At 50.9% G+C, this 26,148-nt stretch carries 25 protein-coding genes and 1 tRNA gene; 21 read left to right on the plus strand and 5 right to left on the minus strand.

What is annotated here, in order from left to right; translation table 11 throughout:
* Positions 1–31 precede the first annotated feature (31 nt).
* From AC0YNV_RS18690 to AC0YNV_RS18705, 4 genes are all read left to right on the plus strand, one after another.
* On the plus strand, positions 32–805 hold the full coding sequence (locus AC0YNV_RS18690; RefSeq protein WP_210046640.1) for a ParA family protein: 774 nt from the start codon (positions 32–34) through the stop codon (positions 803–805).
* Positions 786–1,628, plus strand: coding sequence for a ParB/RepB/Spo0J family partition protein (locus tag AC0YNV_RS18695; RefSeq protein ID WP_475769387.1), 843 nt, complete (start codon positions 786–788; stop codon positions 1,626–1,628). The genes AC0YNV_RS18690 and AC0YNV_RS18695 overlap by 20 nt, the downstream gene beginning before the upstream one ends.
* A gap of 661 nt (positions 1,629–2,289) precedes the next feature.
* A complete protein-coding gene (locus AC0YNV_RS18700; protein ID WP_475769388.1) occupies positions 2,290–3,462 on the plus strand; it encodes an aminotransferase class V-fold PLP-dependent enzyme in 1,173 nt (390 codons plus the stop codon).
* 45 nt (positions 3,463–3,507) lie between these two features.
* Positions 3,508–3,999 (plus strand): DUF4446 family protein, encoded by a 492-nt coding sequence (locus AC0YNV_RS18705; protein WP_475769389.1) that lies wholly within the window; start codon positions 3,508–3,510, stop codon positions 3,997–3,999.
* Here the strand turns inward: AC0YNV_RS18705 and yyaC are convergent.
* Positions 3,974–4,567 (minus strand): spore protease YyaC, encoded by a 594-nt coding sequence (gene yyaC, locus AC0YNV_RS18710; protein WP_210046609.1) that lies wholly within the window; start codon positions 4,565–4,567, stop codon positions 3,974–3,976. The genes AC0YNV_RS18705 and yyaC overlap by 26 nt on opposite strands.
* A 196-nt stretch (positions 4,568–4,763) precedes the next feature.
* Between yyaC and AC0YNV_RS18715 the strand changes: the two genes are divergently transcribed.
* The 3 genes from AC0YNV_RS18715 (at position 4,764) to AC0YNV_RS18725 (ending at position 5,450) form a co-directional block, all read left to right on the plus strand.
* A complete protein-coding gene (locus AC0YNV_RS18715; protein ID WP_210046610.1) occupies positions 4,764–5,003 on the plus strand; it encodes a putative Se/S carrier protein in 240 nt (79 codons plus the stop codon).
* A 72-nt stretch (positions 5,004–5,075) separates the two neighbouring features.
* Positions 5,076–5,303: a DUF951 domain-containing protein gene (locus AC0YNV_RS18720; RefSeq protein WP_210046611.1), complete on the plus strand. Its 228-nt coding sequence runs from the start codon at positions 5,076–5,078 to the stop codon at positions 5,301–5,303.
* A 56-nt stretch (positions 5,304–5,359) separates the two neighbouring features.
* A tRNA-Ser gene (locus AC0YNV_RS18725) sits at positions 5,360–5,450 on the plus strand.
* A gap of 451 nt (positions 5,451–5,901) precedes the next feature.
* Here the strand turns inward: AC0YNV_RS18725 and AC0YNV_RS18730 are convergent.
* The gene (locus tag AC0YNV_RS18730; RefSeq protein ID WP_475769390.1) at positions 5,902–6,084 is read right to left on the minus strand and encodes a YjzC family protein; all 183 of its coding nucleotides are present in this window, start codon (positions 6,082–6,084) and stop codon (positions 5,902–5,904) included.
* A gap of 225 nt (positions 6,085–6,309) precedes the next feature.
* On the opposite strand from AC0YNV_RS18730, the gene rpsF reads away from it, so the two are divergent.
* From rpsF to AC0YNV_RS18750, 4 genes are all read left to right on the plus strand, one after another.
* The gene (gene rpsF / locus AC0YNV_RS18735; protein ID WP_475769391.1) at positions 6,310–6,594 is read left to right on the plus strand and encodes a 30S ribosomal protein S6; all 285 of its coding nucleotides are present in this window, start codon (positions 6,310–6,312) and stop codon (positions 6,592–6,594) included.
* A 48-nt stretch (positions 6,595–6,642) separates the two neighbouring features.
* The gene (gene ssb, locus AC0YNV_RS18740) at positions 6,643–7,197 is read left to right on the plus strand and encodes a single-stranded DNA-binding protein (protein WP_210046614.1); all 555 of its coding nucleotides are present in this window, start codon (positions 6,643–6,645) and stop codon (positions 7,195–7,197) included.
* A gap of 19 nt (positions 7,198–7,216) precedes the next feature.
* Complete coding sequence (gene rpsR / locus AC0YNV_RS18745) at positions 7,217–7,498, plus strand: 30S ribosomal protein S18 (RefSeq protein WP_189000309.1); 282 nt, start codon at positions 7,217–7,219, stop codon at positions 7,496–7,498.
* Positions 7,499–7,890: 392 nt separating this feature from the next.
* Positions 7,891–8,604 carry a polysaccharide deacetylase family protein gene (locus AC0YNV_RS18750; RefSeq protein ID WP_475769392.1) on the plus strand — a complete coding sequence of 238 codons (714 nt, stop codon included), beginning with the start codon at positions 7,891–7,893 and terminating at the stop codon, positions 8,602–8,604.
* A 60-nt stretch (positions 8,605–8,664) separates the two neighbouring features.
* On the opposite strand, the gene AC0YNV_RS18755 is transcribed toward AC0YNV_RS18750, so the two are convergent.
* Entirely contained in the window at positions 8,665–9,003 is a 339-nt protein-coding gene (locus AC0YNV_RS18755) for a DUF4870 domain-containing protein (protein ID WP_210046616.1), read from the minus strand.
* Positions 9,004–9,262: 259 nt separating this feature from the next.
* On the opposite strand from AC0YNV_RS18755, the gene AC0YNV_RS18760 reads away from it, so the two are divergent.
* The 8 genes from AC0YNV_RS18760 (at position 9,263) to AC0YNV_RS18795 (ending at position 19,343) form a co-directional block, all read left to right on the plus strand.
* Positions 9,263–10,378, plus strand: coding sequence for an LCP family protein (locus tag AC0YNV_RS18760; RefSeq protein ID WP_475769393.1), 1,116 nt, complete (start codon positions 9,263–9,265; stop codon positions 10,376–10,378).
* A 67-nt stretch (positions 10,379–10,445) separates the two neighbouring features.
* Positions 10,446–10,886 carry a CBS domain-containing protein gene (locus AC0YNV_RS18765; protein ID WP_475769394.1) on the plus strand — a complete coding sequence of 147 codons (441 nt, stop codon included), beginning with the start codon at positions 10,446–10,448 and terminating at the stop codon, positions 10,884–10,886.
* A 126-nt stretch (positions 10,887–11,012) separates the two neighbouring features.
* Positions 11,013–13,025, plus strand: a complete 2,013-nt coding sequence (locus AC0YNV_RS18770; RefSeq protein ID WP_475769395.1) for an amidohydrolase family protein — start codon at positions 11,013–11,015, stop codon at positions 13,023–13,025.
* A gap of 147 nt (positions 13,026–13,172) precedes the next feature.
* Positions 13,173–14,075: a DUF2232 domain-containing protein gene (locus AC0YNV_RS18775; protein ID WP_475769396.1), complete on the plus strand. Its 903-nt coding sequence runs from the start codon at positions 13,173–13,175 to the stop codon at positions 14,073–14,075.
* A 19-nt stretch (positions 14,076–14,094) separates the two neighbouring features.
* Positions 14,095–16,056 carry a DHH family phosphoesterase gene (locus AC0YNV_RS18780; RefSeq protein ID WP_475769397.1) on the plus strand — a complete coding sequence of 654 codons (1,962 nt, stop codon included), beginning with the start codon at positions 14,095–14,097 and terminating at the stop codon, positions 16,054–16,056.
* A complete protein-coding gene (gene rplI, locus AC0YNV_RS18785) occupies positions 16,053–16,499 on the plus strand; it encodes a 50S ribosomal protein L9 (RefSeq protein ID WP_475769398.1) in 447 nt (148 codons plus the stop codon). The genes AC0YNV_RS18780 and rplI overlap by 4 nt, the downstream gene beginning before the upstream one ends.
* A 27-nt stretch (positions 16,500–16,526) precedes the next feature.
* Positions 16,527–17,888, plus strand: coding sequence for a replicative DNA helicase (dnaB, locus tag AC0YNV_RS18790; protein WP_210046623.1), 1,362 nt, complete (start codon positions 16,527–16,529; stop codon positions 17,886–17,888).
* A gap of 168 nt (positions 17,889–18,056) precedes the next feature.
* Positions 18,057–19,343 (plus strand): adenylosuccinate synthase, encoded by a 1,287-nt coding sequence (locus AC0YNV_RS18795; RefSeq protein WP_210046624.1) that lies wholly within the window; start codon positions 18,057–18,059, stop codon positions 19,341–19,343.
* 608 nt (positions 19,344–19,951) lie between these two features.
* Here the strand turns inward: AC0YNV_RS18795 and AC0YNV_RS18800 are convergent.
* Positions 19,952–20,749, minus strand: a complete 798-nt coding sequence (locus AC0YNV_RS18800; RefSeq protein ID WP_475769399.1) for a polysaccharide deacetylase family protein — start codon at positions 20,747–20,749, stop codon at positions 19,952–19,954.
* A gap of 28 nt (positions 20,750–20,777) precedes the next feature.
* Positions 20,778–22,478: a response regulator gene (locus AC0YNV_RS18805; protein WP_475769400.1), complete on the minus strand. Its 1,701-nt coding sequence runs from the start codon at positions 22,476–22,478 to the stop codon at positions 20,778–20,780.
* Between the two features lie 440 nt (positions 22,479–22,918).
* Between AC0YNV_RS18805 and AC0YNV_RS18810 the strand changes: the two genes are divergently transcribed.
* Entirely contained in the window at positions 22,919–24,571 is a 1,653-nt protein-coding gene (locus AC0YNV_RS18810) for a hypothetical protein (protein WP_475769401.1), read from the plus strand.
* 559 nt (positions 24,572–25,130) lie between these two features.
* Complete coding sequence (locus AC0YNV_RS18815) at positions 25,131–26,033, plus strand: hypothetical protein (RefSeq protein WP_475769402.1); 903 nt, start codon at positions 25,131–25,133, stop codon at positions 26,031–26,033.
* Positions 26,034–26,148 lie beyond the last annotated feature (115 nt).

Genomic DNA, 26,148 nt, shown 5'->3' on the forward strand with positions numbered 1-26,148 from the left:
GAATATCAAGCTAACTATAGAGGTGAAAGGTTTGTCTAAAACGATTGCGATAACGAACCAGAAGGGCGGTGTCGGGAAAACGACAACGTCAGTCAACCTGGGTGCTTGTCTGGCATCGCTTGGCAAGAAGGTTCTGTTGGTGGATATAGATCCGCAGGGCAATACAACCAGTGGAATTGGAATCAATAAGGCCGATGTGGCATATTGTATTTATGATGTGCTTATTAATGACGTTCATCCGAATGATGCAACCGTGCCTACTAATATAGAGGGTTTAAATATTATTCCTGCTACGATTCAGCTCGCAGGTGCGGAAATTGAGTTGGTGCCTACTATTTCGCGTGAGCTGCGATTGAAGAAATCTCTTGCTCTAGTGAAAAATCAGTATGATTATATATTGATTGATTGTCCGCCTTCACTCGGGATCCTTACCATCAACTCTTTGACCGCTTCTGATTCGGTGATTATTCCTATTCAATGTGAATATTATGCGCTTGAAGGATTGAGCCAGCTATTAAACACAGTGAGGCTTGTCCAAAAGCATCTGAACACCTCTCTTCAGATTGAAGGGGTGCTGCTTACGATGTTTGATGCAAGGACCAATCTGGGCATTCAGGTTATTGAGGAAGTCAAAAAATATTTTCAACAAAAGGTTTATCAAACCATTATTCCGCGGAATGTCAGATTGAGTGAAGCTCCTTCTCATGGTCAATCCATTATTACGTATGATCCAAGATCCAAAGGAGCCGAAGTTTATCTTGAACTTGCGAAGGAAGTGATCATGTATGAGCAAGCGACTAGGTAGAGGACTTGATGCTCTTATCCCATCGCTTTCTGTAAATGAAGATGATAAAGTCATTGAAATTCCCTTGTCTCAGCTGCGTCCCAATCCCTATCAGCCAAGGAAAACATTCGATGAAGAAGCGATTAAGGAGCTTGCTGAATCAATAAGGCAGCATGGCATTATTCAACCTATTATCGTAAGGACTGTGCTAAAAGGCTATGAAATTATAGCTGGTGAACGACGTTTTCGCGCTTCCCAGCTTTGCGGGAATACGACCATACCTGCGGTTGTTCGAAGCTTCTCCGATCAACAGGTAATGGAAATCGCTTTGATTGAGAACCTGCAGCGTGAAGATCTGAATGCTATTGAGCTTTCATTGGCTTACCAGGCATTAATGGACAAATTTAATTTAACACAGGAAGAGCTTTCCATGAAGGTAGGGAAATCCAGGTCGCATATCGCTAATTTTCTGCGCCTGCTCACCTTGCCCGACTCAATTAAAGAAAATGTTTCACGTGGAACATTGTCAATGGGACACGCAAGAGCACTGGTTGGGGTGAAAGAGGATCAAAGGAAGAAAGAGTTGGCCGAATTATCTATTGCCAACGAGTGGAGTGTCCGTGATCTGGAAGCAGCCATTCAATCTCTGGATGATCGTAATCAGGCTAAACCAGCCAAGACAACAGCCAGCAAGCGTGATCCTTATATCGAACAGCTGGAAGAGACATTGAGAGAGCAGTTTAAGACAACTGTAAAAATCAAACAGCAGAAGGACAAGGGAAAAATTGAATTGATGTATTACAATAAGCAGGATTTGGAACGTCTTCTTGAACTACTGCAATAAATTATCGGATTTAATGGGTAACTGATCTAAACACTTCTGACTTTGAATAAAGCGGCTAGATGAATAGATATAATGGGGAAAGTAATTGCTGCCATACGATGATGCTATGGACAATGAAATACAGGGAAAGCCAATGCAACAGAATGCATTGATTATCGATTTTACATGGTACATGGTTTTAGCGGGGTTGACGTTTTGTTGTTCACCCTGAGGTCAGCAATCGGACAAAAATAGCGCGGCCTTTATAGCATACTTGAGCGGAGCCTTGAGATTTAAGGTTGATGCTTAAGTATGCTATTATTAAGAGGAGCGGCTTGGAATTCTTGAATAACAGGCGAAACCAGGCCAGACCTCAGTATTCTGATGGTTAGTGAATAAAACGACCCAGTCGCCAGGATAGCGACAGCAAGTGCTTTTTGGTTTCATTCCTGTCATTTTTTATGAGGATTGAGGGGGGATTAACGCTGCTGTCAAAGGTGTGACAGAACAGGTTCTTCTTGAAACCTATGAAAGTATATTATCAGGTTATACTTTGTATATTGTCGAGCGTGAAGAAGCCTGCTGTGCCTGAGAAGCATGTTCCTAACAGTTCCTTCTTTGATGTTCCTATATAATAGAAGAATATAATCTACGATACTTAATAAAAGGAGTGGTACTGCCGATGCGTGCAGATGATCAAGATCCCGTCATCTATTTGGATCATGCCGCCACCTCATGGCCAAAGCCGCCAAGCGTTATCGATGCGGTTGTCAAGGCAATGGAGCATGATGCGGCCAATCCGGGCAGAGGCAGTCATCAGATGGCTGTACGGGCCAGTAGAATCTTGTTCGATACCAGAAAGACGATTGCTAAATTGTTTCATATATCCAATCCCAACGATATAGCATTTGCGATGAATACAACCATGGCATTAAATACCGCTATCAAAGGTTTCGTGAAACCAGGCGATCATGTCATTGCTACCGGCGTTGAACATAATTCAGTGCGCCGTCCCTTGGAGCTGTTAAAGAAGACACTGGGCATAGCCGTCACCTATGTGGAAGCTGACGAGCAGGGTGGAGTAGCTGCCAAACAGGTGGAGCAGGCTATCGTGCCTCATACAAGGCTTGTTATTGCCAATCACAGCTCCAACCTGACAGGGGCGATTTTGCCGGTTGCAGAGTTTGGGGAAATCACCAGGAAACGCGGTGTTAAATTGCTTGTGGATGCTGCGCAAACGGCAGGGGCGGTTGAAATTGATGTTGAGGCGATGGGAGTGGATATGCTCGCGTTTCCGGGCCATAAAGGGCTGCTGGGGCCTCAAGGAACGGGCGGGTTGTATATTCACCCCTCCGTGGATCTGGAACCGCTCCTGCACGGCGGTACGGGCAGTCAATCGGAGTCGCCTGAACAGCCAACCGTGCGGCCGGACCGGTATGAGGCAGGGACGCAAAACACGCCTGGACTGGCAGGACTTAAAGCGGGTGTGCAGTATGTTCAGCAGGAAACTGCAGCCAGGATTTATCAAAAGGAATGGCAGTTGGCCCAGTTGATGATGGAAGGGCTGATTGCCGTGAATGGCGTGAGGGTGCTGGGGCCGGATGCAGGCAAGCCCAGAACGGGAATTGTCTCATTTGTCCTTGAGGGTGCCGATCCTTCCGAGACAGCGTTTATTCTGGATCAGCATTATAAAATAGCGGTTCGCTCCGGTTTTCATTGCACGCCTCTCGCGCATCAGGCTGCCGGCACGATGGAGACGGGCGCAGTCCGAGCAAGTGTAGGCTGCTTTACAACGGAGCAAGAGGTTGAGGCATTCATTCAGGCGATCAAGGAAATCAAGCAGCATTACAATTGACAGGACAGCTCTTATGGGCAGACAAGTGGGGGAGCGAAGTTTAAGATGGAAGTAGTCATACAACGGCCGATGGATGGGGTAACGGTCGCATTGGTCCTTGCCGTCCTGTTTCTTTTCATTAGAACGTTACGTTTAGGCAGCAGATTGAAGAAGCTTTCAGCCAGCTATGCCCGGTTTATGGGTGAGACCGGTGTAAATGATCTGGAACAGGTTATTATAAGCATTAAGGAAAGACTCGACCTGCAGGAGCAAAATAGCACGGCTGTGCGTGCTGCTCTTCAAACATTCGAGCACGCGCTCAAAATGAAAAAGGGCAATATAGGCTTGCAGCGCTATAACGCCTTTGCGGAGAGAGGCAATGATCTTAGCTTTTCACTTGCCATTGTGAACGAACAGAATGACGGTATGGTCATGACCGGTCTTCATAGCCGCGATCAGACGTTTATGTACGTCAAACCGCTGAAGCGGGGAGAGTCTCCCTATCCATTGACTCCGGAGGAGCAGCAGGCGATTACTCTGGCGTCGCAGCCGGAATAGAAGCGGATCGAACGGATTTGACAATAGCCGAGAAAAGGCATTGCGCGATAATATCTGCCATACGCACAACCAGATGAAGACGGGTATTTTGCAGGACGAAATATTCCATGAAGCCGCCGACGTTGACGATACCCGTAATATGGATGTCACCAACAGGCGGCAGTTCTTTATTTACGCCGGCTCCGGGGCGAACGGGTCCGCTGCCCACCTGGATGCATCCGACGCTGGTAGATTGGCCCAGGCAAGCATCAATTCCAATGACAAAAGGTTTGTGGACGAAACGGTTGATGTCCTGGAGAGTCTCATCCAGATTCATCGCGTGTACAGGCTCTTCAAGCGTGCCGTAAAGGTCGAAGTACGGACTGCGGTACTTGCTGAGCGAGGCGCCTACCAGAGGGCCCAGGGCGTCGCCTGTGGAGCGGTCAGTGCCCACGCAGACAACAACCAGCCTGCGGTCTGAAGGCACATGATCAAGCAGATACATCAGTCGATTGACGAGCATGACGGAGACGTTCGGCTCGGTATAAGGCACTTTCAAAGGGGTATCTTTCGTTCCTGCTAATTTCATAGAATCTCCTCCCGTCTATCTGTGTTACTAGTATATGGATGGGACAACTATTTTATACTTGAAACATCAGAAAGGTGCGCATTGCATAGCATAGTTCCGTTGTACGGGATGGAGGGCGCTTGCACTGCCTGCAGAGGAGTCCACAGCCGGTTCACCGTACCACTAATAAGGATAAAAATGAGCGGAGGCGCAAGGCATGCTGATTGCTTTTGATTCTACACAACAGGCGCTGCGGGCGGAGATGCTGCTAGAATATGCCGATATTGAGATAGACCTGTTTCCCACTCCGAAGGAAATTACAGCCGGATGTGCGCTGACGATTCATTTTCCAGATGAAGAACTGATCCAGGTGAACCAGATCCTTGTGAATGAGCATGTGGAAATAAGAGGATTGTTTGAGCAGGTGGAGGGCGGTTATAATCAGGTTCATATTTGAAGATTTGCAGCTGCAGAGGAGAGTTTGAAAAAAAAAGCGGTTGAAACAGAAAAAAGAGTGGAGAGAATGCGGATGGAGCGTAAACAATTTGAGCTCGGCGATGTTGTACAAATGAAGAAACCGCATCCTTGTGGAACCAACGAGATGGAGATCATCCGGATGGGAATGGACATTCGAATCAAGTGCGTGGGCTGCAAGCACAGTGTACTGATCCCCCGGGCAAAATTCGAGAAAAACATGAAAAAAGTGCTGCGATCAGCCGCAGCTCCGGATGGGCCGGTCGGGGAGCAAAGTCACTAATATTTGGCTTGCAATCGGACGGGCATCATGATATGATAATTCTCGCTGACGCAAATGGAGAGGTACCCAAGAGGCCCAAGGGGGCTGACTCGAAATCAGTTAGGCGTGTCACAGCGTGCGTGGGTTCGAATCCCACCCTCTCCGCCATAACTTACCTAAGATGACGGTTCATCCATGAATCGTCTTTTTTATTTTCATCCTGCAGCATAAATATAAAAGAAGAGCTCTTGCGAGCTCTTCCTGACGGTGGTTCATTGAATAGGCACACGTATTACACTTCATGCTTTTGGTTAGAAACTTCGGTACGCCGTTTTTATCCGGCGCATGTGTGTTGCAGACAATGTCTTTGGCACAACCCTTTGCTTCTAAGCTGAGTGAACAACATTACCTTGCGGTCCTTGCTCCATAAGGTCCAACGGAACCACACCTCTCTTTACACCGTCAAACCTATGATGCTCCACCGGACGATTTCTTATGCAAGAAATTTTTTAAAAATATAAGAAAGTACAATTTCGATCTATACTTTGCTTATATTTCTAAGGGTAAAAGCCTGCCTCTCTCGCCTAAGGACGGCATTAGCCGGTTCTTCCAGCTTCGATTAATGAGTCATCTTTTTCCACTTGCGGTCGCTGTTGGACGTGCTTGGAAATTTCTCGCCTTTGTCCAGATGTACCTTCTTGGGGTTGTTGATTCCCATATGGAAGGAAGCTTCTCCTACCTCAATATAAGTTCCTTCATTAGGAGCGCGGTCACCCGGTCTGAACTCGGTCCATTCACCCATTGTCTTTGGCACCACCTACATAAGATTTGGCAGGCTGTATAAGCCCGGCACATTAGTGTGTGAATGCGGCCAGCAGAACATGAACGGAAGAATACGGAAGAGGATGCAGCCCAAATGCTTGCTTGCCAGGAGCCCTGTAAATTGATATAGTAGTTAGGTATGCGAGTTAAAACTCGCTCCTTGCTCCCATTTCGGGGGCCGCTAGTCCAAGAGGAGGTGAAACAAATGCGCAAATATGAAGTGATGTATATCATTCGTCCAGATGCGGAACAAGAGGCGGTTCAAGCAATCACCGACAGGTTCCAAGGCATCATCGGAAACGGCGGAGAAGTCACAAAGCATGACGTGATGGGCAAACGCCGACTTGCGTATGAGATCAATAAGATTCGTGACGGTATTTATGTACTGGTCCATTTCAACGCAACTTCTGAAGTTATTGCTGAAATTGACCGCGTCATGAAAATTACGGATGAAGTTATCCGTTATTTGATCGTCAAAGACGTTGCTTAATCAAGCGATACGTTAACGCAAGGATTGTTCGATTGGAGGCGATAAACGATGTTGAACCGGGTTATTCTCATTGGCAGATTAACAAAGGACCCCGAAATGCGCTATACACCCGCGGGCGTTGCGGTAACGCAATTTACGCTTGCTGTGGATCGTCCTTTTACCAGTGGTGGTCAAGGCGAGAGGGAAGCGGATTTTATCCCGATTGTCACATGGCGTCAGCTGGCTGAAACATGCGCCAATTACTTGCGCAAAGGCCGTTTAACCGCGGTCGAGGGCCGTATCCAGGTCAGGAACTATGAGAACAACGAAGGCAAGCGCGTCTATGTGACGGAAGTTATTGCTGATAACGTGCGTTTTCTGGAGTCTCCTAACCGCGATGGCGGAAATTCGCGTGAGGAAGGCAGCAGTGGAGGAGGCGGCGGCTATGGCGGCCAAGGCGGAGGAAGCTCGCAAGGTGGCGGCAATCAAGGCGGCGGCTACGGCGGCGGAGGTTCGCAAGGCGGTGGAGGCCGTTCCGGAGGATCACCGAGGAACGACAATCGCGATCCGTTCTCAGATGACGGACGCCCGATCGATATATCGGAAGATGATTTGCCATTCTAAATGAAAGGACGGATGAACAATGAGTTTCAAACAAAGAGATAGTGGTGGCGATGAGCGTCCAGAACGCAAATTCGGCGGCCGTAAAGGCCGTAACAAGCGCCGTAAAGTATGTTACTTCACTGCTAACAAAATTACACACATTGACTATAAAGATACGGACTTGCTTCGTAAATTTATCAGCGAACGCGGGAAGATCCTTCCGCGTCGTGTAACCGGAACAAGTGCGAAGTACCAACGTCTGCTGACCATTTCCATCAAACGTTCGCGTCAAGTAGCTTTGCTGCCATACACAACGGAATAGATTGGAAACAGCATTTTCAAAACAATGAAGACAGTCGCTTATGGCGGCTGTCTTTTTTGTTTGTCTTTCTTATTCATGCGAAGAGGATTACTCTTCACATCAATCATAGATAGTACAATACGGTTCAATATAATTCCGATCATTAAATAGATACAAATTAGTTGCAAATTATAGACGTTGCGGAGATATCTGAGGTTTATAACTTAAGAGTAGCTTCTATTCCAACTGGCGTTAGCTTAAAAGGAGTCACTCGAATGAGAATGAACCGAATGAATCGAATGAACAGAAGGCAGCTCAGAATGGTCAGAATCGTCCCCTTTTTATTCCTCATTTTTGTTATCAGTGGAACTATAGTCGCGTTTGGTGATAACTTTTCCGGTAAGGAGGAAAAGATGACCCCAATTGCCGCAGCTCAGCCGGAGAAGCCCCGACAGGAGGAGCCTATCGTCAATAAACCGGTTATCATTCAACCAAGCCCCAATAAAATATTTTATGACGGGCCATCTGAAGGAAAGAAAGTGGCGTTGACCTTCGACGACGGCCCCGATTCGATAGCCACTCCGAAAATTCTGGACATCCTGAAGAAAAACAACATCAAGGCTACTTTCTTTATTATTGGAACCCAGGCGAAGGCACATCCGGATATGGTGCGCCGTATTGAGAAGGAAGGTCATGTGATCGGCAATCATTCATGGTCACATCCGCATTTTGACAAGATTCCAACAGAGGAAGCGCTGAAGCAGATAGACGATGCGCAGGAGGAATTGAAATCCATCGTAGGTTACTATCCCGGCATAGTCCGCCCTCCCTATGGGGCGCTTTCCAAGGAAGAGGAAAAAGCTATTCACGGGAAGGGGATGGATATCATTGATTGGTCCGTTGATACTACGGATTGGTCGGGCGCTCCGACAGATGAAATCATGACATTAATTCATAAAGAGCTGTATCCCGGCGGTATTATTTTGCAGCACTGTTCGGGCGGCAAGGACCATTTATCCAACACGATCGCAGCACTCAAACAATTAATACCCGACCTGACCAATCAGGGTTACACGTTCGTTACTGTTCCCGAGCTGCTGAATTTGCCTGACAAGCTCCCGGAGTAAATGAACATTTGACACATAGGCTCACTGCCCATGGCATCGCTGAAGGAACTTCGTGCATCTTTAAAATTTTCCGGCTTGATCCTGTGCATAGTCGCCAATTAGGGGTAACTTAAACCAACGGCCCTGCAAAGCAAACAGCATGAGCGCGATCCATAGCACGAAGGTGGCTGGTGTAAGAAGAAGTCCGATAAGCCAGCCAAGTACGGGAATAAAACCAAGTACAATATTAATAACAATAAGAGCAACAGTGGCAAAGATGGACTGCAGGGCATGAAATTTAACGAAGCGGCTTTTTTTCTCGAGAATGAGAAATAATATCCCGGTAACGAAGCAGCCAAGGTAACAAAGCAGTCCGGCTACTTTGGGGTCAAGTCCGGTTGAAGATGGATCCGGCGCCATGAATAATCACCCTTCCCAACTAAAAGTCTCTATGTAATGTATTCTACTACTACCAAATCTATGCTATTCAGCGGCAGAAACAGGCATTGGAGAATGGTTATCCGGCAGCATTCACAAATCGTTAATGAATTGTAACTTTCGGTCGAAAATAATCGTTTAAACTAGTGAAGAAACAGTTTATCTTTAAGGATAAGGGCGTATTATGCGTCTCATTCAGGAATTGACGATCAAGTTTAATGAATAGGAGTGCTTGAAGCACATGACACAACCAACAGGTCGATTATCTCGAAAAGGAAAATGGTTGATCGCCATCCTTACTTTTGTAATAGTTGCCGGGATTGCCGGGTACTATAACCGGACCGCTCTGGCTCTGTGGGGATTTGATGCCTTTCTTTCCAAGAAGGTGGAAAAGAAGCTGGAGAATTCCTATAAGCCGCTCGAAGGCCGGCCGGTACCGCAGCCTGTCGTGTATAAGAAAGAGGATCCATTTTCCCTGCTTTTGCTGGGGGTGGATCAGCGGGATAAGGAAATCGGCCGCTCCGATACCATGATCTACACCGTGATCAGGCCGGCGGACGGAGCCATTCTGATGATATCGATTCCCCGTGATACGTATACGGAAATTGTGGGTAAGGAAACAAAGTCGGGCGATATCTATGAAGATAAAATAACGCACGCTTACGCATTTGGCGGAGCCAAAATGTCAGTGGAAACGGTTGAGAAGTTGTTTGGCGCCAAGGTGGACCATTATGCTACAATTAACTTCACAGGCTTCCGTGATGTCATTGATGCGATGGGCGGTATTGCCCTGCCTATTACGGAGGATCTGATCAATAAGGAAGCTGATCACGAGAAGTTTGTGGTTAAAGCCGGGCAGGATTTGTACAACGGCAAGGACGCGCTTAATTATGTGCGCTACCGGGAAGACGCCGGTGGTGATACAAGCCGTTCCGGACGGCATCAGGTGTTCCTGAATGCTATTATGGACAAAGCGGCTCAAGTGGGGCAGTGGAGCCAGATACCTGAACTTATTGATATTATGGGCAAGAATTTCAGCACAGACCTGACGCCGGAGCATATGATTGATTTGGCCAAAAATATGCTTCAATCGGATAACCGTACGATTTACAGCCATACACTCAAAGGGGAAGGGCGCCGGCTGACCGACCATGGAATCTGGTACTTTTTTGCCGATGAAGATGATCTTGCAAGCAGTAAAGGATTGATCGAGGCTTGGCTGAACCCTGCAACGCAGAAGGACCAGCTGCCGCTTCCTGAAGAATATCAGAACAAGACGGAGAAGCCGGTGAAATCATTGTCCGCATCGACTTCCTCGGCGTCCACTGATGCTTCCCCCGCGGCTGGAGAACAGTAAGTTTAGTGCCCAAGAGCGATCGATCCGCAGTTTAGACCGACTAGTACGAAAGTGGGCGAATGATGGAATGAATATTGCATTTTTCTTACTTCCAAAACAAGAAGTTGTCTGTATGACATTAGACGCAACGCTGCGCCAAACGCTGGAGAGAATGGAGCATCACCGGTACACGGCAGTTCCAATCCTTGATGATCACGGCGGATACGCTGGTACATTGACCGAGGGTGATCTGTTATGGTTTATGAAAAATAATCCGAATGTATCGTTTGATCAGACCCATAAAGTGAAGCTTGCGGATATCGATATGCGCCTCGCCAATAAGGCAGTCAGCATCGATGCCAATATGGAAGACCTGGTTTCCCTGGCAAAAGTACAGAATTTCGTGCCCGTTATTGACGATATGAACCGGTTTATCGGAATCGTCAGACGCAGCGACATTATTGACTATTGCGAGAAAATAATCGTAAGCGGCAAATCGGTGAATGAAGAGGAAATGGCTGCAGGGTGAGCGTAGAGCGAATTGCGTTCGAACCTGAAGCATAGTACCATATAGGAAACAGTTGGTAAACGGGCACCGTCCTCCTGTGGGGGACGGTGTTTTTTATTATATAGATAGAGCGGGGGCACGCGTAAAATGAACAGAAACGACCAACATAGGCGGGGCGGCAGGGGGCCGTTCCGCGCATCCATGGTCATTGCGGCCATTTTGATTATAGGAGTGGCCGGCTATCTCGTCTACTCCAATACACAACCTGATGAAAGGTCACCAGGGAATGTCGCAGACGGGACAAGCCAAGGGGGCGGTCAGGCAGGAGAGGACAACTCATCTCCCAATACCGGCGGCACGGGAAGCGTGAAAGAAAATGCGGCTGCTGAACCGCCAAGTCCGGCCGAAGCCCTTGAACGGGAAGTAACCGATGCGGAGACCGGTCTCCTGTACGACACGGTCATTGCAGGAGGCAGAGTCATCAATCCGGAGACGAAGCTGGATCAGGAAGGGCTGAACGTGGGAATCAAGGATGGGAAGATCGGTATTGTCACATCCAGGCCGCTGCAGGGGACGCGTGAGATTGATGCCAAGGGTCTTGTGGTCTCTCCCGGCTTCATTGACAATCTCTCGTATGACCCGAATCCGCTTGGGGTATGGCAGAAGATCGGAGACGGCGTGACGGCGAATATCGCGATGCATGGGGGAACGCTGACGCCCAAGCAGTGGTACAGCTACTACGAACGCAATGAGACACCGGTCCATTTTGGAGCCTCCTTCTTCTATACGCAGGCGCGCAATCAGTTCAAGCTGGGCCGCTATGACGCGGCGAAGCCCGAACAGGTGCAGGAAATCCGCAAGCAGGCGGAGCAGGCACTTAACGAAGGGGCGCTGGGCATCTCCTTCAGTCTCGAATATGTGCCGGGGATCTCTGCGGAGGAAGTGGTTCCGCTGATGGAGCTTGCCCGTGAATATAACGTTCCCGTCTATTTTCATGGCCGTTATTCCGACATGGAGCAGCCGGGAACGGAGCTGGAAGGCACGCAGGAGCTTGTGGATTATGCCATGAAAACGGGAGCTGCCGTACATATTGATCATATCAACAGCACCGGCGGCACTTTTACGATGCCTCAGGCACTGGCTATTATCGACAAGGCAAGGGAGCAGGGCTTCGATATAACGGCCTGTACCTATCCCTATAATTACTGGGGCACTTATCTGAACTCGGCCCGTTTTGACAAAGGCTGGCAGGAGCGCTTTCGCATCACGTACAAAGATTTGCAAATTGCCGGCACGACGGAGCGACTGACGGATAAAACCTTCAGCATGTATCAAAAACAGGGCAAGCTCGCGGTCGCGTATGCGATTCCGCCTGAAGCCATTGTCGATGCCTTCCAGTCGCCCTATGTGATGATTGGCAGCGACGCGATTCTGGAGCCGGGCTTCAATAATCATCCGCGGGCATCGGGCGCCTTCGCCCGGACCATCGGCATGTATGTGCGCGATCAGAATGTGATGTCCTTGAAGGACGGCATTGCCAAGCTGAGCCTTCTGCCTGCGCAGCGGCTGGAGAAACAGGCTCCGGCACTGCGCAAGAAAGGCCGGATCGCCAAAGGCATGGATGCGGATCTGGTCATTTTCGATTACAACACGATTAATGACAAATCCACGGTGGAGCATCCCGATATCATGTCCGCCGGCATCAACTATGTGCTGGTTGGTGGGCAGATTGCCCTCGAGAATGGGAAGCTGAACAAAAAAATCCGCGTCGGCGAGCCGATACGCAGCCATTTTGACCGTGTTGGGGAAACGGCAGGCGCGCTGCAATGGGAAGAGCGCAGCTACCCGCTTATCCGCTATAATGATGCGACCTATGTGGATTTGGCCGCACTCGGCGAACACCAATACAGCATCACATGGGACGAGCTGGCTCACACCTTCACCATCGCCAAAGGCGCAGGCGGGGACACTTCAGCCGATCCGACAAAGCCGCCCGCCAAGGGCGAGCTTATGCTGGATCGCGGCCATCTGGCGAAATCAGAAGCGGCCACGTTTAAGCTCTTGTCCATCGGAGCACGTGCGTTCGTACCCTTATCATTCCTTGAGTCCATAGGCTTGAAGCCTGAAAACGACGGTGATACCTGGTCTATTGAAGCGTAAGGATCAGCTCCTGAGCGAGTTTGGACCATTCGCGCGCGAGGAAATGAGAACGCCCAGACAACGCACTCTGTGTTGTCTGGGGTTTTATGTTATAATGTGGAGTAAAGCTAAAGCTGTGTACAAGTAACCAAGCAAGAGGTGAACGGTTTGAAAACCGGCATAAAATCTATTTTATGGAGCGCAGCGGCGCTTCTCTTATTACTAGCGATCGCAGTTCCGCTGTTCAATGCTTTAATTGTTGCCGTGATGATGGTGCCGACCGTTATTTTGTACACCACATTGTCCAGGCGGGCGTTCGCGCTGCATATGCTGGTTGTATATGCTGTCGCAGTCGCGGTAATCGGTTATGCGGCACTAATCGTAGGTCTCTTCTTCCTTGTACCGGCAATCATGATGGGACATATGTATCTCAAAAGGGCCTCGGCCCGCAAGGTGCTGACATCGACCTTGTTAACCCTGCTGGGGTTATTCCTCTTGGAGCTAATTCTGTTTGATGTGCTGCTTGACTTCTCGCTGCTTCGTGAAATCCGTCAATTAATTATGGATACGGTAAACGAGCTTAGTGCGAATGGTCTGCTTCCGGCGGGATGGAATGCGGAACTGACGGAGTCGTACATTCAAATGCTGATCCACTCCATTCCTATGGCGTTTATTACCGTTTCGTTCGTGCTGGCGGTCATTGCGCATGCCATTGCAAGGCCTGTGCTGCGGTCCATGGGCGTATCGGTACCTAAGCTGCAGCCCGCCAAAGACTGGATGCTTCCACGAATTTTTGTTTTTTATTATCTCATCGTACTCCTGGTCGATATGGCGACACCGGACAGAGGAGATTCTTTTCTGACGGTTACACTGCTTAATCTGGTTCCGCTTATGCGTCTCGCCTTTTCCATTCAGGCGATGGGCTTCTTCTTCTTTATCGCCCATGAACGCAAATGGAACAAGGCGGTGCCGCTGCTGCTGTCGGCGCTTGTTGCTTTTTTCCCGCCGCTTAGCTTGATCGGTGTAATTGATGCCGGTTTTCCGATCCGCAAAGCGTTTAAGAAACCTTGACAACAGGGGCGAATGATGAATGCCGAAGTTTCTAATTAAACGATGGCATGGAATGCACCAGCTATGGGCATTCGTGCTGATTATTGTGCTTACAATAGCGCTGGCTTGGTATGATTGGTTGTATGGTTTGATCAGCCTTGTACTTGCGGCTGCGGTTGGCGTCTATTCGGTTCTGGCCGAGCGCGCTTTTCGCCGCGACTTGAAGACCTATCTGGGAACATTGTCGTACCGGGTCAAAAAAGCCGGGAGCGAGGTGACAAGCGAACTGCCGTTTGGCATCATCCTATACAACGAGGACAACAAGGTGGAGTGGCATAACAGCTTTGTCAGCCGGATGCTGGAGAAGGAATCGGTCATCGGAGAGTCGATGGATGAACTTTTTCCTACGTTGTCGCAGGCGAAGGAGCGGGAGGGCACGCTGGAGACGGCAATTGGCGGCTCGGTCTATGAGCTGATGTTCCGCTTCGATGAGCGTTTGCTCTATATTCGCGATATCACCCAGCGCTGGCAGCTGGCAAAGCGTTATGAGGAAGAGAAAATTGCGCTCGGTATTGTCATGATGGATAACCTTGAAGAGGTGACCCAGGGCATGGATGACCAGCAGCGCAGCGCGCTTCTCTCCAGGGCAACCGCGGAAATTACAGATTGGGCGAGCAAGTTCCATCTGTATTTGAAGCGCCTCACCTCCGACCGTTTTCTGATTATAACCAATCAGAAGACCCTGAAGCAGCTCGAGCTATCGCGTTTTGTCCTGCTTGACGAAGTACGGGAGATGTCTGCCGAGATCAAGATTCCCATGACGCTCAGCATCGGGTTCGCCGCAGGTGCGGAAAGTATTGTCGAGCTTGGGCAGTGGGCCCAGACGAGTCTGGATTTTGCGCTTGGACGCGGCGGCGATCAGGCGGCGGTTAAGGTCGGGCAGCGCCAATCCTTCTACGGCGGCAAGTCCAACGCGGTGGAGAAGCGGACGCGGGTCCGCGCAAGGGTAGTCGCCCATGCGCTTCGGGACTTGATCAAGGAGAGCGAGAATGTGGTGATTATGGGCCACAAGATGCCGGATATGGATTCCGTCGGTGCGGCTGTCGGTGTTCTGAAAGCGGCTCAAATGTTCAACAAGGAAGCTTTTATTGTCATTGAGGGCTTCAATCCCGCGGTTCAGAAAATGATGGAAATGCTGAGGGAAGAAGAGCGGATCTATAAACGGTTCATATCCCCCGAGCAGGCAATGGGACTAATTGATTCCGGAACGCTGGCCGTTGTGGTCGATACGCATAAATCCTCCATGGTCAAGGAGCCCAAGCTGCTGACGCTGACAAGCAAGATCGTTGTCGTCGACCATCACCGCAGAGGCGAAGAGTTTATTAATAACGCTATTCTGGTCTATATGGAGCCTTATGCGTCTTCCACCTGCGAGCTGGTAACGGAGCTGCTGCAGTACATTCATGACCGGGTCATGCTGGATGTCCGCGAATCAACCGCACTGCTGGCAGGCATTACAGTTGATACCAAAGGCTTCTCCATGCGCACCGGATCCCGGACGTTCGAGGCTGCGTCATTTCTGCGCCGCAACGGAGCCGATTCGATGCTCATTCAGCGGATGCTGAAGGAGGATTTGACCGAGTACATCAAGAAAGCGGAGATTATCAAGCATGCGGAGATCGTCTATGAGCATATTGCAATTGCGATAACCGAGCAGGACCGGCAGTATTCACAGCTGCTTATTGCCCAGGCGGCAGACACGTTGCTGAACATGACAGACATATTGGCTTCGTTCGTGATCGGCCAGCGGCAGGACGGCTTGATCGCAGTAAGCGCGAGATCGCTTGGCAGTATGAATGTTCAGCTCGTCATGGAGCGGATGGGCGGCGGCGGACATCTCACCAATGCCGCGGTGCAGCAGGAAGGCACCGTTGCGGAAGTGGCAGCGCGGCTTAAACAGGTTCTGCAAGAAATCGAGAAGGAAGAGGGGTTATTCGAATGAAAATTATTTTATTGAAGGACGTTAAGGGGCAGGGCAAGAAGGGCGATGTCAAGGATTTATCTGAAGGGTATGTGCGCAATTTTCTGCTTCCGCAAGGGCTGGCCAAACTGGCTTCGGACGGCAATTTGAAGACGCTTGAACTGCAGACCGCATCGGAACAAAAACGCAAGGACAAGGAAAAGGAAGACGCCAAGACGCTTTCGGCGAAGCTGGAAGCGCTGACTGTCGTCGTCAAGACAAAAGCGGGTGAGGGCGGCCGGTTATTCGGTGCCATTACAAGCAAGCAAATCGCTGAAGCGCTGGAAGCGGGACATGCGGTTAAGGTCGATAAGCGGAAAATTGAGCTGGATGAGCCGATTCGGACGCTTGGCGTTACCCAGGTGCTGATCAAGCTGCATCCGGAAGTGAAGGCGAAGCTGAAGGTTCAGGCGGCAGAGGAATAATAACGGGTAAAGGGGTTCAACAAGCAGATGAGCAATGAGCTGATGTTTGACCGTGTTCCGCCGCAAAATATCGAAGCGGAGCAGGCCGTAATCGGCGCTATTCTGCTAAATGCGGAAGCGCTGATCACGTCCATGGAACGGCTGCGCAGCGAAGACTTCTACTCCCCGGCTCATCAGCTGATTTATGAGGCGATGGTTGAAATCGGCGAGGCCAACCAGCCGATTGATCTGGTGACGCTGACGGCATATTTGCAGGATCGGCAGCAGCTGGAGGAAATGGGCGGAGTCAGTTACTTGTCTAAAGTAGCCAATTCGGTTCCAACGGCGGCGAACGTCGATTATTACGCGCAGATTGTGGAGGAGAAATCCATGCTGCGCCGCCTGATCCGGACGGCAACGCAGATTGTTTCCAACGGATATGCGGCCGCGGACGATGTTGGTATGCTGCTCAATGAAGCGGAGCAGCGGATTATGGAGCTGTCCAACCGCCGGTCCAGCACGGGGTTTATCTCCATTCGCGATGTGCTGATGGAAGTATTCGAGCGTGTCGAGCATCTCTATACCAACAAAGGCGGACCGAGCGGGATACCCTCGGGCTTCAGCGATCTGGACAAGATGACGTCAGGCTTTCAGCGGAATGATCTGATCATCGTGGCTGCCCGGCCTTCCGTCGGGAAGACGGCTTTTGCGCTTAACATCGCTCAGAATGTGGGCGTGCGGGCGCGTGAGACCGTTGCGATCTTCAGTCTGGAGATGTCGGCGGCGCAGCTGGTACAGCGGATGATCTGCGCGGAAGCCAACGTCGATGCCGGAAGAATGCGTACCGGATATCTGGAGGGCGATGACTGGGAGAAGCTGACCATGGCGATCGGCTCGCTCTCCGAGGCTCAAATTTATATCGATGATACACCCGGGATTACCGTAGCCGATATCCGCGCCAAGTGCCGCCGTCTGAAGAAGGAGCGGGGCCTCGGCATGATTCTGATTGACTATTTGCAGCTGATTCAAGGCCGGGGCAAGGCCGGAGAGAACCGCCAGCAGGAAGTCTCTGAAATCTCACGGACACTGAAGCAGATTGCCCGTGAATTGGAAGTGCCGGTTATTGCGCTCTCTCAACTAAGCCGGGGTGTTGAACAACGGCAGGACAAGCGGCCGATGATGTCTGACCTGCGGGAATCCGGCTCTATTGAGCAGGATGCGGATATTGTGGCTTTCCTCTATCGGGATGATTATTACGATAAGGAATCGGAGAAGAAGAATATCATTGAAATTATTATCGCCAAGCAGCGGAACGGGCCTGTCGGCACGGTCGAGCTGGCTTTTCTAAAAAATTATAATAAGTTTGTGGGGCTGGACCGTTCGCATCAGGAACCTGGACAAGCATCGTAATAGGAGGCTTGTGGAAATAAGACAAGACAATTCCGAACAATTATATGGGCAGCCATACAATTGTTCGTTTTTTATTGACTTTGCTGGGAGTGCCTGCTAAACTGAACATGCTGCCTGCGAATGGCGGTAATTTTCGATGTGCGCTTAACGTCGAATGGGGGTATAACTATGTCAACAGTAGTTGTGGTCGGAACGCAGTGGGGAGACGAAGGCAAGGGGAAAATCACTGACTTTCTGGCAGAAGGCGCGGACGTCGTAGCCCGCTACCAAGGGGGAAACAACGCCGGACATACGATTCTTATCGGTAATAAAAAATATAAACTGACGATGATTCCATCGGGTATTTTTAACGAGAATAAAGTGAGCGTCATCGGTAACGGCATGGTCATCAATCCATCCGCACTCATCGACGAAATTAAATATATTCAAGATAACGGCTTCAGTACAGAGAACCTGAAAATCAGCGACCGCGCGCATGTCATCATGCCCTATCATCTGGTGCTGGACGGTCTGGAAGAAGAGCGCAAGGGCGACAACAAGATCGGGACCACGCGCAAGGGAATTGGCCCGTGCTACATGGACAAAGCCGCCCGTGCAGGCATTCGGATCGCCGATCTGATGGACCCTGAGGAGTTCGAGAGCAGACTCCGCGTGATTATGAAAGAGAAGAATCAGATGATTGAGCAGGTTTACGGCGGCGAGCCGCTGGATTGCGAGGCTATCCTTCAAGAATATCTGGGATACGCGGAGATTCTTCGCCATTATGTGACGGATACGTCTGTTGTACTGAATGATGCCATTGATGCCGGAAAACGCATTCTATTCGAAGGCGCGCAGGGCGTTATGCTCGACATTGACCAAGGCACTTATCCGTTCGTTACTTCATCCAATCCGACGGCAGGCGGCGTCTGCATTGGTTCTGGCGTTGGCCCGTCGAAGATTCAACAGGTTATCGGCGTAGCCAAAGCTTATACAACACGTGTGGGCGACGGTCCTTTCCCGACTGAGCTGAACAATGAAACAGGAGACTGGATCCGTGAACGCGGCCATGAATACGGTACCGTTACGGGCCGTCCTCGCCGTGTAGGCTGGTTCGACAGCGTAGTTGTCCGCCATGCGCGCCGTGTCAGCGGCATCACAGGACTCTCGCTTAACTCGCTGGACGTGTTGTCCGGCCTGGAAACGGTCAAAATCTGTACCGGCTACAAGCTGCGCGGCCAAATCATCGAGACTTACCCGGCAAGCCTGAAGCTGATTTCCGAATGCGAAGCGGTCTATGAGGAAATGCCGGGCTGGAGCGAGGATATTTCCGACGTGAAAACACTTGCCGATCTGCCGGAGAATACGCGCCGTTATGTGGAGCGCGTCTCGGAGCTGACAGGCATCCCGATCTCGATCTTCTCCGTTGGCCGCAATCGTGAGCAAACCAACCAGGTACAGCCGATCTACATTTAAATAACATATTGCTGCAGCGGCGATAACACTCTGGGCGGTACGTTGATCTGACCCTAAAGCCGTGAGCCGCAACCAGCAAAACCTGCTGTCATTAGGGGCATTGACCCTATGGCCGCAGCACTTGATCCATATATTCCAAGGACAGCGCCAGGAGCGCTGTCCTTTTTGTATTCTATTTAGTATACAAAATTCTCATTCCTGCCAAGTCTTCAGGGATTCTTGCTCCGCCGTTAGAAGAAGGCGTGAGCCGATCGATATCCTTTTTTCAATCCTCCCGGTCAGGGACTGGAATTAATAGAGATTTCATCTGAATGTGATTTAGGTCCGGCACATCGTGGTAACTTGAACAAAAGAAGGTTTCTGAATCGCATCGAAAAAGGAGCGAAAATCTATGAAATCTGATCCTCTGACTACCCCAAAGACGGAGTCCACCGGGCGCCACGGGAGTGCAAAATGAAAGTGTGTCCCGAGAGGGACGAAAACGCTCCTGGCACGAAGTAACTAAAGCGCGCTTCTCTGCGGCTCCAACGTTATTCCACCCCGGGTGTCCAGAGGGTCGGAGACCCTTTGGGGTCCCCCTCTGGGGGATTTAGGGGGAATCAGAGGGATCAAACAAGTGTAGTAGACCCGCCAGGAAGCTCCACGCTCTTCCCGTCCACCGTGATCCAGGCAGAGGCGGCAGAGGGATTATAAACAATGTGTCCGTTTGCCGAAAATTCCAGATTACGCAGGACGCGCATATACGCTGCAATCTCCGCATTCGTAGCATACCAGACGGACGCATGTCCGCTCATAAAAGCACAGAATTCCTCCATCAACGCCCAGTTTCCATTTCGCTCAAGGTCATGGCTGTGTCCCCAAACGTAAAAGAGACTCATCCGTTCCATCGGTGTTTCCTTCAGAAACCGCTCCGCATGCTCCATCACTTTATCATCATGGTGGCAGGTTGGGGACCAGCGCAGAAAATCATCCGGCATCCTGAACTGGCCATGGGAAGTAACAGTCCGGGCATAGTGGAGGCCGAGGTAGGGCAGTCCGGCGGCAAGCTCCTCATTGTAGGTGCCATAGGGATAGGAAATACCCTTGACGGGATAGCCGACAAGCTCCTCCAGCATCTGACGGCTGTTATACAGCTCGGCTACCCGGATTTCCGGAGGAACGAGCGTCAGATGGGGGTGATGAATAGAGTGGCCCGACACTTCATGGCCAGCGAAGAGGGCGGCGATCTCGCCTGAGGTTAAATATCCGGGGCTGTCCAGCGAGCCGGATACCAAATGAAAGGTGCCCCGGATGCCATACCGGTTAAACAGGGCTACCAAACGGCGGTCATGGTCGACACCGTCGTCATAACTCATGGTGAACGCTTTTTGCAGGCCGCCGGGAAAGCGGTTCAGACTTATTTTCATCGCAGATCAGCCTCTCTTTTCATTGAAATTAGACAACACGGCTCCTGGCCCCTCCATATGATGAAGCGGTTGCATGAAGATGCAGCCCCATGGGCGATCGCTCTATCACGTCGACAGCGTCGCGGTACTCCTGCGGGGTCATTTCCGTCTCTCTCTTGAAAAAGCGTGAGAAGTAGGAGGGAGAGCCGTACCCGATTTGCTCGCCAATCTCCTGGATTTTCCGGTTGGTTTCGGTGAGCAGCCGCTTGGCCTCGGTTATTTTGCGGGTGGTGATGGAATCCGTAATACTGTGACCGGTCTTCTGCTTGTAAAGGCGGGACAGATAGGAGCTGGTCAGATAGACGACCTCCGACAGCTGATTAAGCGATAGCGGCTCATCCAGATGGCTGTCCATATAATCGTGAAGCTTGCGGATCACCTCGTTCGTCTCCCGCTCATTGGCATTATCGCCGTAAGCGAAGATAAGCGCCGCCAGCTGGCGGAAGAAGGCTGTCGCCTTGGGCCATGAAGCATGCTCCTGAATGGCATAGAGCTGCTTCATATTGATGTGCGGCGATATTTCGTCGAAGAGATTCCGGCGGTTCAAATACCCGGAGAAAATAGCTGTAAGCGAGTAGAATACCTCCAGCGCAATCCCGGTCTGTACGCCAAAATGCGCCGGAACCGATTCCATAATGTCATCGAACAAGGCATAAAAACGTTCCTGCTCCTTGCGGTCCAGGTAGGAGCCAAGCAGATGAATCCGGTTGATCTTCACCCGTTGCTGGCGGCCGGAGGCTCCAAGAGCAGGCCGGTCCGTCAGCAGCATTTCGCTGCCTGTACCAAGACCGCTTGCGAACAGGACCGAGAACCGGTCAAGCGTCTCGGGAAGCTCCTCCCAGGAGCAGGGCTGGCTGGCCGCGATAAAGGAACAGGGAAGCTTCAAATACGTTTTGATGGCCGCCTGAATCGATTCGATTGTCCCCTGTACGAACCGGATCAGCTCGCCGGGCTGATCCTTGGCGCTGGGAGCCGGCTGCATGATCCACGCAAAACGGTGATGTGCATACAGGACGTAGACGTAGTGGAACGCCCCGGCAAAATAGTCCTCAAATATATTGTTGATGGAGAATAGAAAAAGCTCCTTGTCGCCTGAATGCAGGTTCTCCGGCCATGCATCGACGCGGCCCACCGTAAGGATAACCGGGTCAGCGGGCTGAAGCGGTACCGCAAGCTCCCTGAACCGGCGGGAGCGGGATTCAGGTGTGGACTCCGCACCCTCCATAAGCTCCAGCAGATACTCTCTGCGCAGCACAGGGAGAGTCTGCTGCAGCTGCTGCCGGGCTCTGCTGATCAGCTGCTCCTGCTGCAGTTCCGCTTCAATTTGGCGGACCGTCTTCTCGACAGCCCGGATAATCGCGTTATCCCCTTCTGTCTTCAGCACGTAATCGACAGCTCCGCCGCGGAGCGAGGACTGGATGAATTGAAAATCATTAAAGCCCGATAAGAAAATTAACCGGCATCTGGGCCATTGGCGGGTTATTTCCTGCTGCAGCTCAAAGCCGTCCATGCCCGGCATCGCAATGTCGGAGAGGACAATATCAATGCGCATCTCCGAAGCGACTTTCAGGGCATCGTGAGCGTCGTAAGCGCAGTTGATATCCAAATCAATCGTATTCAGCTCCTGAAACAGCAGATGAAGCCCATCGACAATAATCTGCTCGTCATCCACAATCAACAACCGATACACGAGGCACCCCCTGTTTTGAACGTTCAGAAAGGTTACATTTCACGTATACGCTCCTACTATCAGGGTGGGACTAAACTTTCACGCCTCGCAAGAGACAGAAGGGATAATGCCAATCCCGTCATGTCTTCAGCGGCAGCCTAGGTTAGATTCGACTCCGGGTTTTTCGATTCCTTTATTGCCGGTCAAATTGGACATATGGCATGCGCGTTAAGCAAGAACTTTCGCGGGGTGTAAAAGACATCTGCCTTACGTTCAGAGGTCATTCTGGCATCTGCCTGCCTTCTGGTATAAGCCTGCCAGCAGCTCAGCCGTCCCTCCCCTCGCTTGGGTTTGTTGAAGATAAGTTCATTCTAACACGCCTTGAAAGCGCTATTATATATTGATATCTTTACCTTGTTGTCTTTCTTTATTTGTATGACAACGATTGGGGCGGCTCGGGCGTGACGGTCTCCAGCGGAACGCCATTCAGCTGGACCTCCCGTTTTACCGATAATTTGTCCAATTCGCCGGATAACTGGGTGGGGCATGCGGTGAATTTCACAACGCGTTATCTGCAGTTCAAAATAGACGGCTGCTGCCTGAACGCCAGTGAAATCGTGCTCTACGGCACGCCGCAGGACACGCCGGCGGCTCCGCCGACACCAGTTGCGCCAACGCTGCCAACGATGGATAAGCTGATCGGGATCAATGCTTTTATCGACGATCCGCTTGACAAAATGCAGGTGGCGGGATTTGTCCGTGAATATCATAACTGGAACTGGGATGAAGGCGATCTGTGGAATTGGGGCTCGATTCAGACGGGATACACGCCCGGCACGAACAAATTCAACCCGAGCTACGCCGGAGGCGGCTGGAACTTCGATTCCTATTACACGGGACTGAAGAATGCCGGCATCACCGTAAGCCCCGCCATTCAAGGAAGCGTCGGCTGGCTGACGGCCCAGTCAGACGACAAGCCAATCTCTGCAGGGGAGGATTCACTTGCTCCCGCCTCCTATTCGGAGCATGCCGATCATCTGTTCCAATATGCGGCCAGATACGGCGGTACGGCGGTTGCGGACAGCAAGCTGAAGCTGGCTTCCGGTCAGCCGCGCAGCACGGGACTCAATCTGCTGACTTATTACGAGAACGGCAATGAGAACTACAAGTGGTGGGCAGGACGCATGCCCTATTTTAACCCCTATGAATATTCGGCGATGACAAGCGCGGATTACGATGGACATCAAGGGGCGATGGGCAGCACCTACGGGGTGAAAAACGCCGATCCCAACGCCAAGCTGGTCATGAGCGGTCTGGCTGATCCGAACCTCGAATATATCCGTGCCATGAAGTTCTGGGCGGATTGGAACCGGGCAGGCAGCGTTCCTTTCGACGCGATTAATATTCACCACTACAGCAGCAATGGAACGAACCAGACCTACGGTACGATCGGCATCAGCCCGGAAGCAGACGATCTGAAGGGTCTGCTGAAGAAGTTTGTCGATTACCGCAACCAGTACATGCAGGGCAAAGAAGTGTGGATTACCGAGTTTGGCTATGACACGAACGCCGCTTCCATTCAGCGTGCGCCTGCTATCGGCCCGAATTCCGGAGAGGAAGTGCAGGCCCAGTGGCTGGTCCGTTCCTATCTGGCGGCAGCGGCGGCGGGTGTCGATAAGGCGGCCATGTATATGCTGCGCGATGTGGATGGCGCGGACGGAGGACGATTCGCTTCCAGCGGACTGACCGGCAGTCCGGGCACGAACTGGGCGCTGAAAATTTCCTGGTATTATGTCTACACGTTGAAGAACCGTCTGAGCGGCATGAGGTATTCGGGCGAAGTCGCCTCGGGTAACACAAACGTACGAATCTATAAATTCAAGAGCGCGACGGGAAGCGGAGGGGCTTATGCGGTATGGGCGCCTACCAGCAATAATACGACCGTTAATAATTATCAGCTTACGCTGACAGGCTCGCCAACGAGCGCGACGAAGGTTGCGATGGCTTCCGGAGACACCGACGGAGTTCCATCGGCACTTGCGATCACAAGCGGCAAGGTAACGGTTAACGTGAGTGAAAGACCGCAGTTTGTGCTGGTGAACGACATCCAATAGCAGCGTATGCTGCACTGAAAATAAGAAAGCAATCAGGCAAAGTCTCCTTCCAAGGGAGACTTTGTCTTTTTTTCGAAATTAAGGGTTATAGGGTAGAGAAACTCGCTGATTGCTGTTATGCACGAGGATGGGATCTGTTTTGCAGAATAGATAAATGACCGTTTTTTCGTTGTGAGATGTTTAGGGCCAGAGGTGAGGTCACAGAGGACTTCATCCCTTTTTTGCCGCTGCTTCTAAATGTGGAGCGGATACGGCCATGCCACCCTGAGCGAAGCGTCCTTATAGATTCCATTTTAATTAAGAGAGAACAAGCATGCTGCGCGGTTGAAAGAATGATAAACGCTGCTTTTCCTCTTCGGTTACGGTAGCTGCAAAAAGTCCTGCCGCATGTCCGATGCCATTCATCCTGGGCCGGGAGCGGGAATGAAATGAAACATTTTCCATTTTCGATTGAATGGTTCCTATCAGGACTGCCCATACTGGAAAGTATAGGTTTCCGGTAGAGTCCATCATAGATTCGAAAGAAGAAAGCAGGTAGAGCATGCGGAGGATGATTACAATGTGGAAAATGGCCGGATGGCTGGGCAGGGCGGTTGCAGCAGGGCTGATTATCAGCTTCCTGTCCATTTGGACGACGGGATATGTGGTGAACAGTTATGTCGAAACGCTGCTGAAGCAGTATAACATTCCTTTGGAACAAACGCCTTTTGCGATGAGCGGGGTATGGGGCGGACTGTGGGGGGCCGATCAGGCACCGGAGAAGTCTGCGAGCCAGGAGACAGCATCGGGAAATCAGGAATCGGACAATCAAGAGTCGGATAATGCAAGCCAGACGGGTTCCGAAGCGGATTCGACAGCAGGAACAGATGATTCCGTCATCCCGGGACTGGGGGACTCCAGCTCGAATACGGATAATACCGTGACTGAAGAAGACTCTACGGCCGAAGCGGGCGACAGCAATGGAAGCAGCAGCGATGGAGCGGGCGAAGAACCCTCTGGAAATAGCGATGTGACTTCGACAGGTGAAACGTCTGGCGGGAGCGGTACGCCGCCGGCTGACGAGGATGCTGCGAGTCCAGGAGGGGAAGATACGCCGCTGGCCGTAGATGCATTCGGCGATGAGCCCGGTACGCTGACCGACATCGGCGGTGGAACGGGACCCAAAGGCAACAGCAGCGCTTCCAGCGGCAGCTCAGGCCAGACAGGCGAAGCGTCGGAGGAAGGCATGGCGATGACGACGGATCAGTTGAATGCCGCAAAGGACAGCATAAGCGACGAGGACAAGCAGGAAATGTTTAGCGTTATTATGAAAAAACTGCCAGCGGATTCGTGGCAGCGCATCTCCACTTTAATCGAGGGCGGGCTTACTGCCGAGGAAATGACGGAGGTTCAGCAGCTGATCGCGCAAAATCTGGACAGGACCGAATACGACCGGATGATGGAAATTCTGAAAAAATATTAATTTTTGATAAAGAGCGGTTTGGTTGATCCCCGTATATGGCATGTGCTAAAGTAATTCGTAGCCATCCATGTACAATTTTCCAATGTCGGATTTGGTCATTTGACTGAACTGAACG

This window comes from Paenibacillus sp. JT31N11 (assembly GCF_056269285.1).

What these genes read in the sequence shown, in the direction of transcription:
- AC0YNV_RS18695 (WP_475769387.1), top strand. Translation starts at nt 786, where the DNA reads ATGAGCAAGCGACTAGGTAGAGGACTTGATGCTCTTATCCCATCGCTT.
- AC0YNV_RS18700 (WP_475769388.1), top strand. Translation starts at nt 2,290, where the DNA reads ATGCGTGCAGATGATCAAGATCCCGTCATCTATTTGGATCATGCCGCC.
- AC0YNV_RS18705 (WP_475769389.1), top strand. Translation starts at nt 3,508, where the DNA reads ATGGAAGTAGTCATACAACGGCCGATGGATGGGGTAACGGTCGCATTG.
- yyaC (WP_210046609.1), bottom strand. Translation starts at nt 4,567, where the DNA reads ATGAAATTAGCAGGAACGAAAGATACCCCTTTGAAAGTGCCTTATACC.
- AC0YNV_RS18715 (WP_210046610.1), top strand. Translation starts at nt 4,764, where the DNA reads ATGCTGATTGCTTTTGATTCTACACAACAGGCGCTGCGGGCGGAGATG.
- AC0YNV_RS18720 (WP_210046611.1), top strand. Translation starts at nt 5,076, where the DNA reads ATGGAGCGTAAACAATTTGAGCTCGGCGATGTTGTACAAATGAAGAAA.
- AC0YNV_RS18730 (WP_475769390.1), bottom strand. Translation starts at nt 6,084, where the DNA reads ATGGGTGAATGGACCGAGTTCAGACCGGGTGACCGCGCTCCTAATGAA.
- rpsF (WP_475769391.1), top strand. Translation starts at nt 6,310, where the DNA reads ATGCGCAAATATGAAGTGATGTATATCATTCGTCCAGATGCGGAACAA.
- ssb (WP_210046614.1), top strand. Translation starts at nt 6,643, where the DNA reads ATGTTGAACCGGGTTATTCTCATTGGCAGATTAACAAAGGACCCCGAA.
- rpsR (WP_189000309.1), top strand. Translation starts at nt 7,217, where the DNA reads ATGAGTTTCAAACAAAGAGATAGTGGTGGCGATGAGCGTCCAGAACGC.
- AC0YNV_RS18750 (WP_475769392.1), top strand. Translation starts at nt 7,891, where the DNA reads ATGACCCCAATTGCCGCAGCTCAGCCGGAGAAGCCCCGACAGGAGGAG.
- AC0YNV_RS18755 (WP_210046616.1), bottom strand. Translation starts at nt 9,003, where the DNA reads ATGGCGCCGGATCCATCTTCAACCGGACTTGACCCCAAAGTAGCCGGA.
- AC0YNV_RS18760 (WP_475769393.1), top strand. Translation starts at nt 9,263, where the DNA reads ATGACACAACCAACAGGTCGATTATCTCGAAAAGGAAAATGGTTGATC.
- AC0YNV_RS18765 (WP_475769394.1), top strand. Translation starts at nt 10,446, where the DNA reads ATGAATATTGCATTTTTCTTACTTCCAAAACAAGAAGTTGTCTGTATG.
- AC0YNV_RS18770 (WP_475769395.1), top strand. Translation starts at nt 11,013, where the DNA reads ATGAACAGAAACGACCAACATAGGCGGGGCGGCAGGGGGCCGTTCCGC.
- AC0YNV_RS18780 (WP_475769397.1), top strand. Translation starts at nt 14,095, where the DNA reads ATGCCGAAGTTTCTAATTAAACGATGGCATGGAATGCACCAGCTATGG.
- rplI (WP_475769398.1), top strand. Translation starts at nt 16,053, where the DNA reads ATGAAAATTATTTTATTGAAGGACGTTAAGGGGCAGGGCAAGAAGGGC.
- dnaB (WP_210046623.1), top strand. Translation starts at nt 16,527, where the DNA reads ATGAGCAATGAGCTGATGTTTGACCGTGTTCCGCCGCAAAATATCGAA.
- AC0YNV_RS18795 (WP_210046624.1), top strand. Translation starts at nt 18,057, where the DNA reads ATGTCAACAGTAGTTGTGGTCGGAACGCAGTGGGGAGACGAAGGCAAG.
- AC0YNV_RS18800 (WP_475769399.1), bottom strand. Translation starts at nt 20,749, where the DNA reads ATGAAAATAAGTCTGAACCGCTTTCCCGGCGGCCTGCAAAAAGCGTTC.
- AC0YNV_RS18815 (WP_475769402.1), top strand. Translation starts at nt 25,131, where the DNA reads ATGTGGAAAATGGCCGGATGGCTGGGCAGGGCGGTTGCAGCAGGGCTG.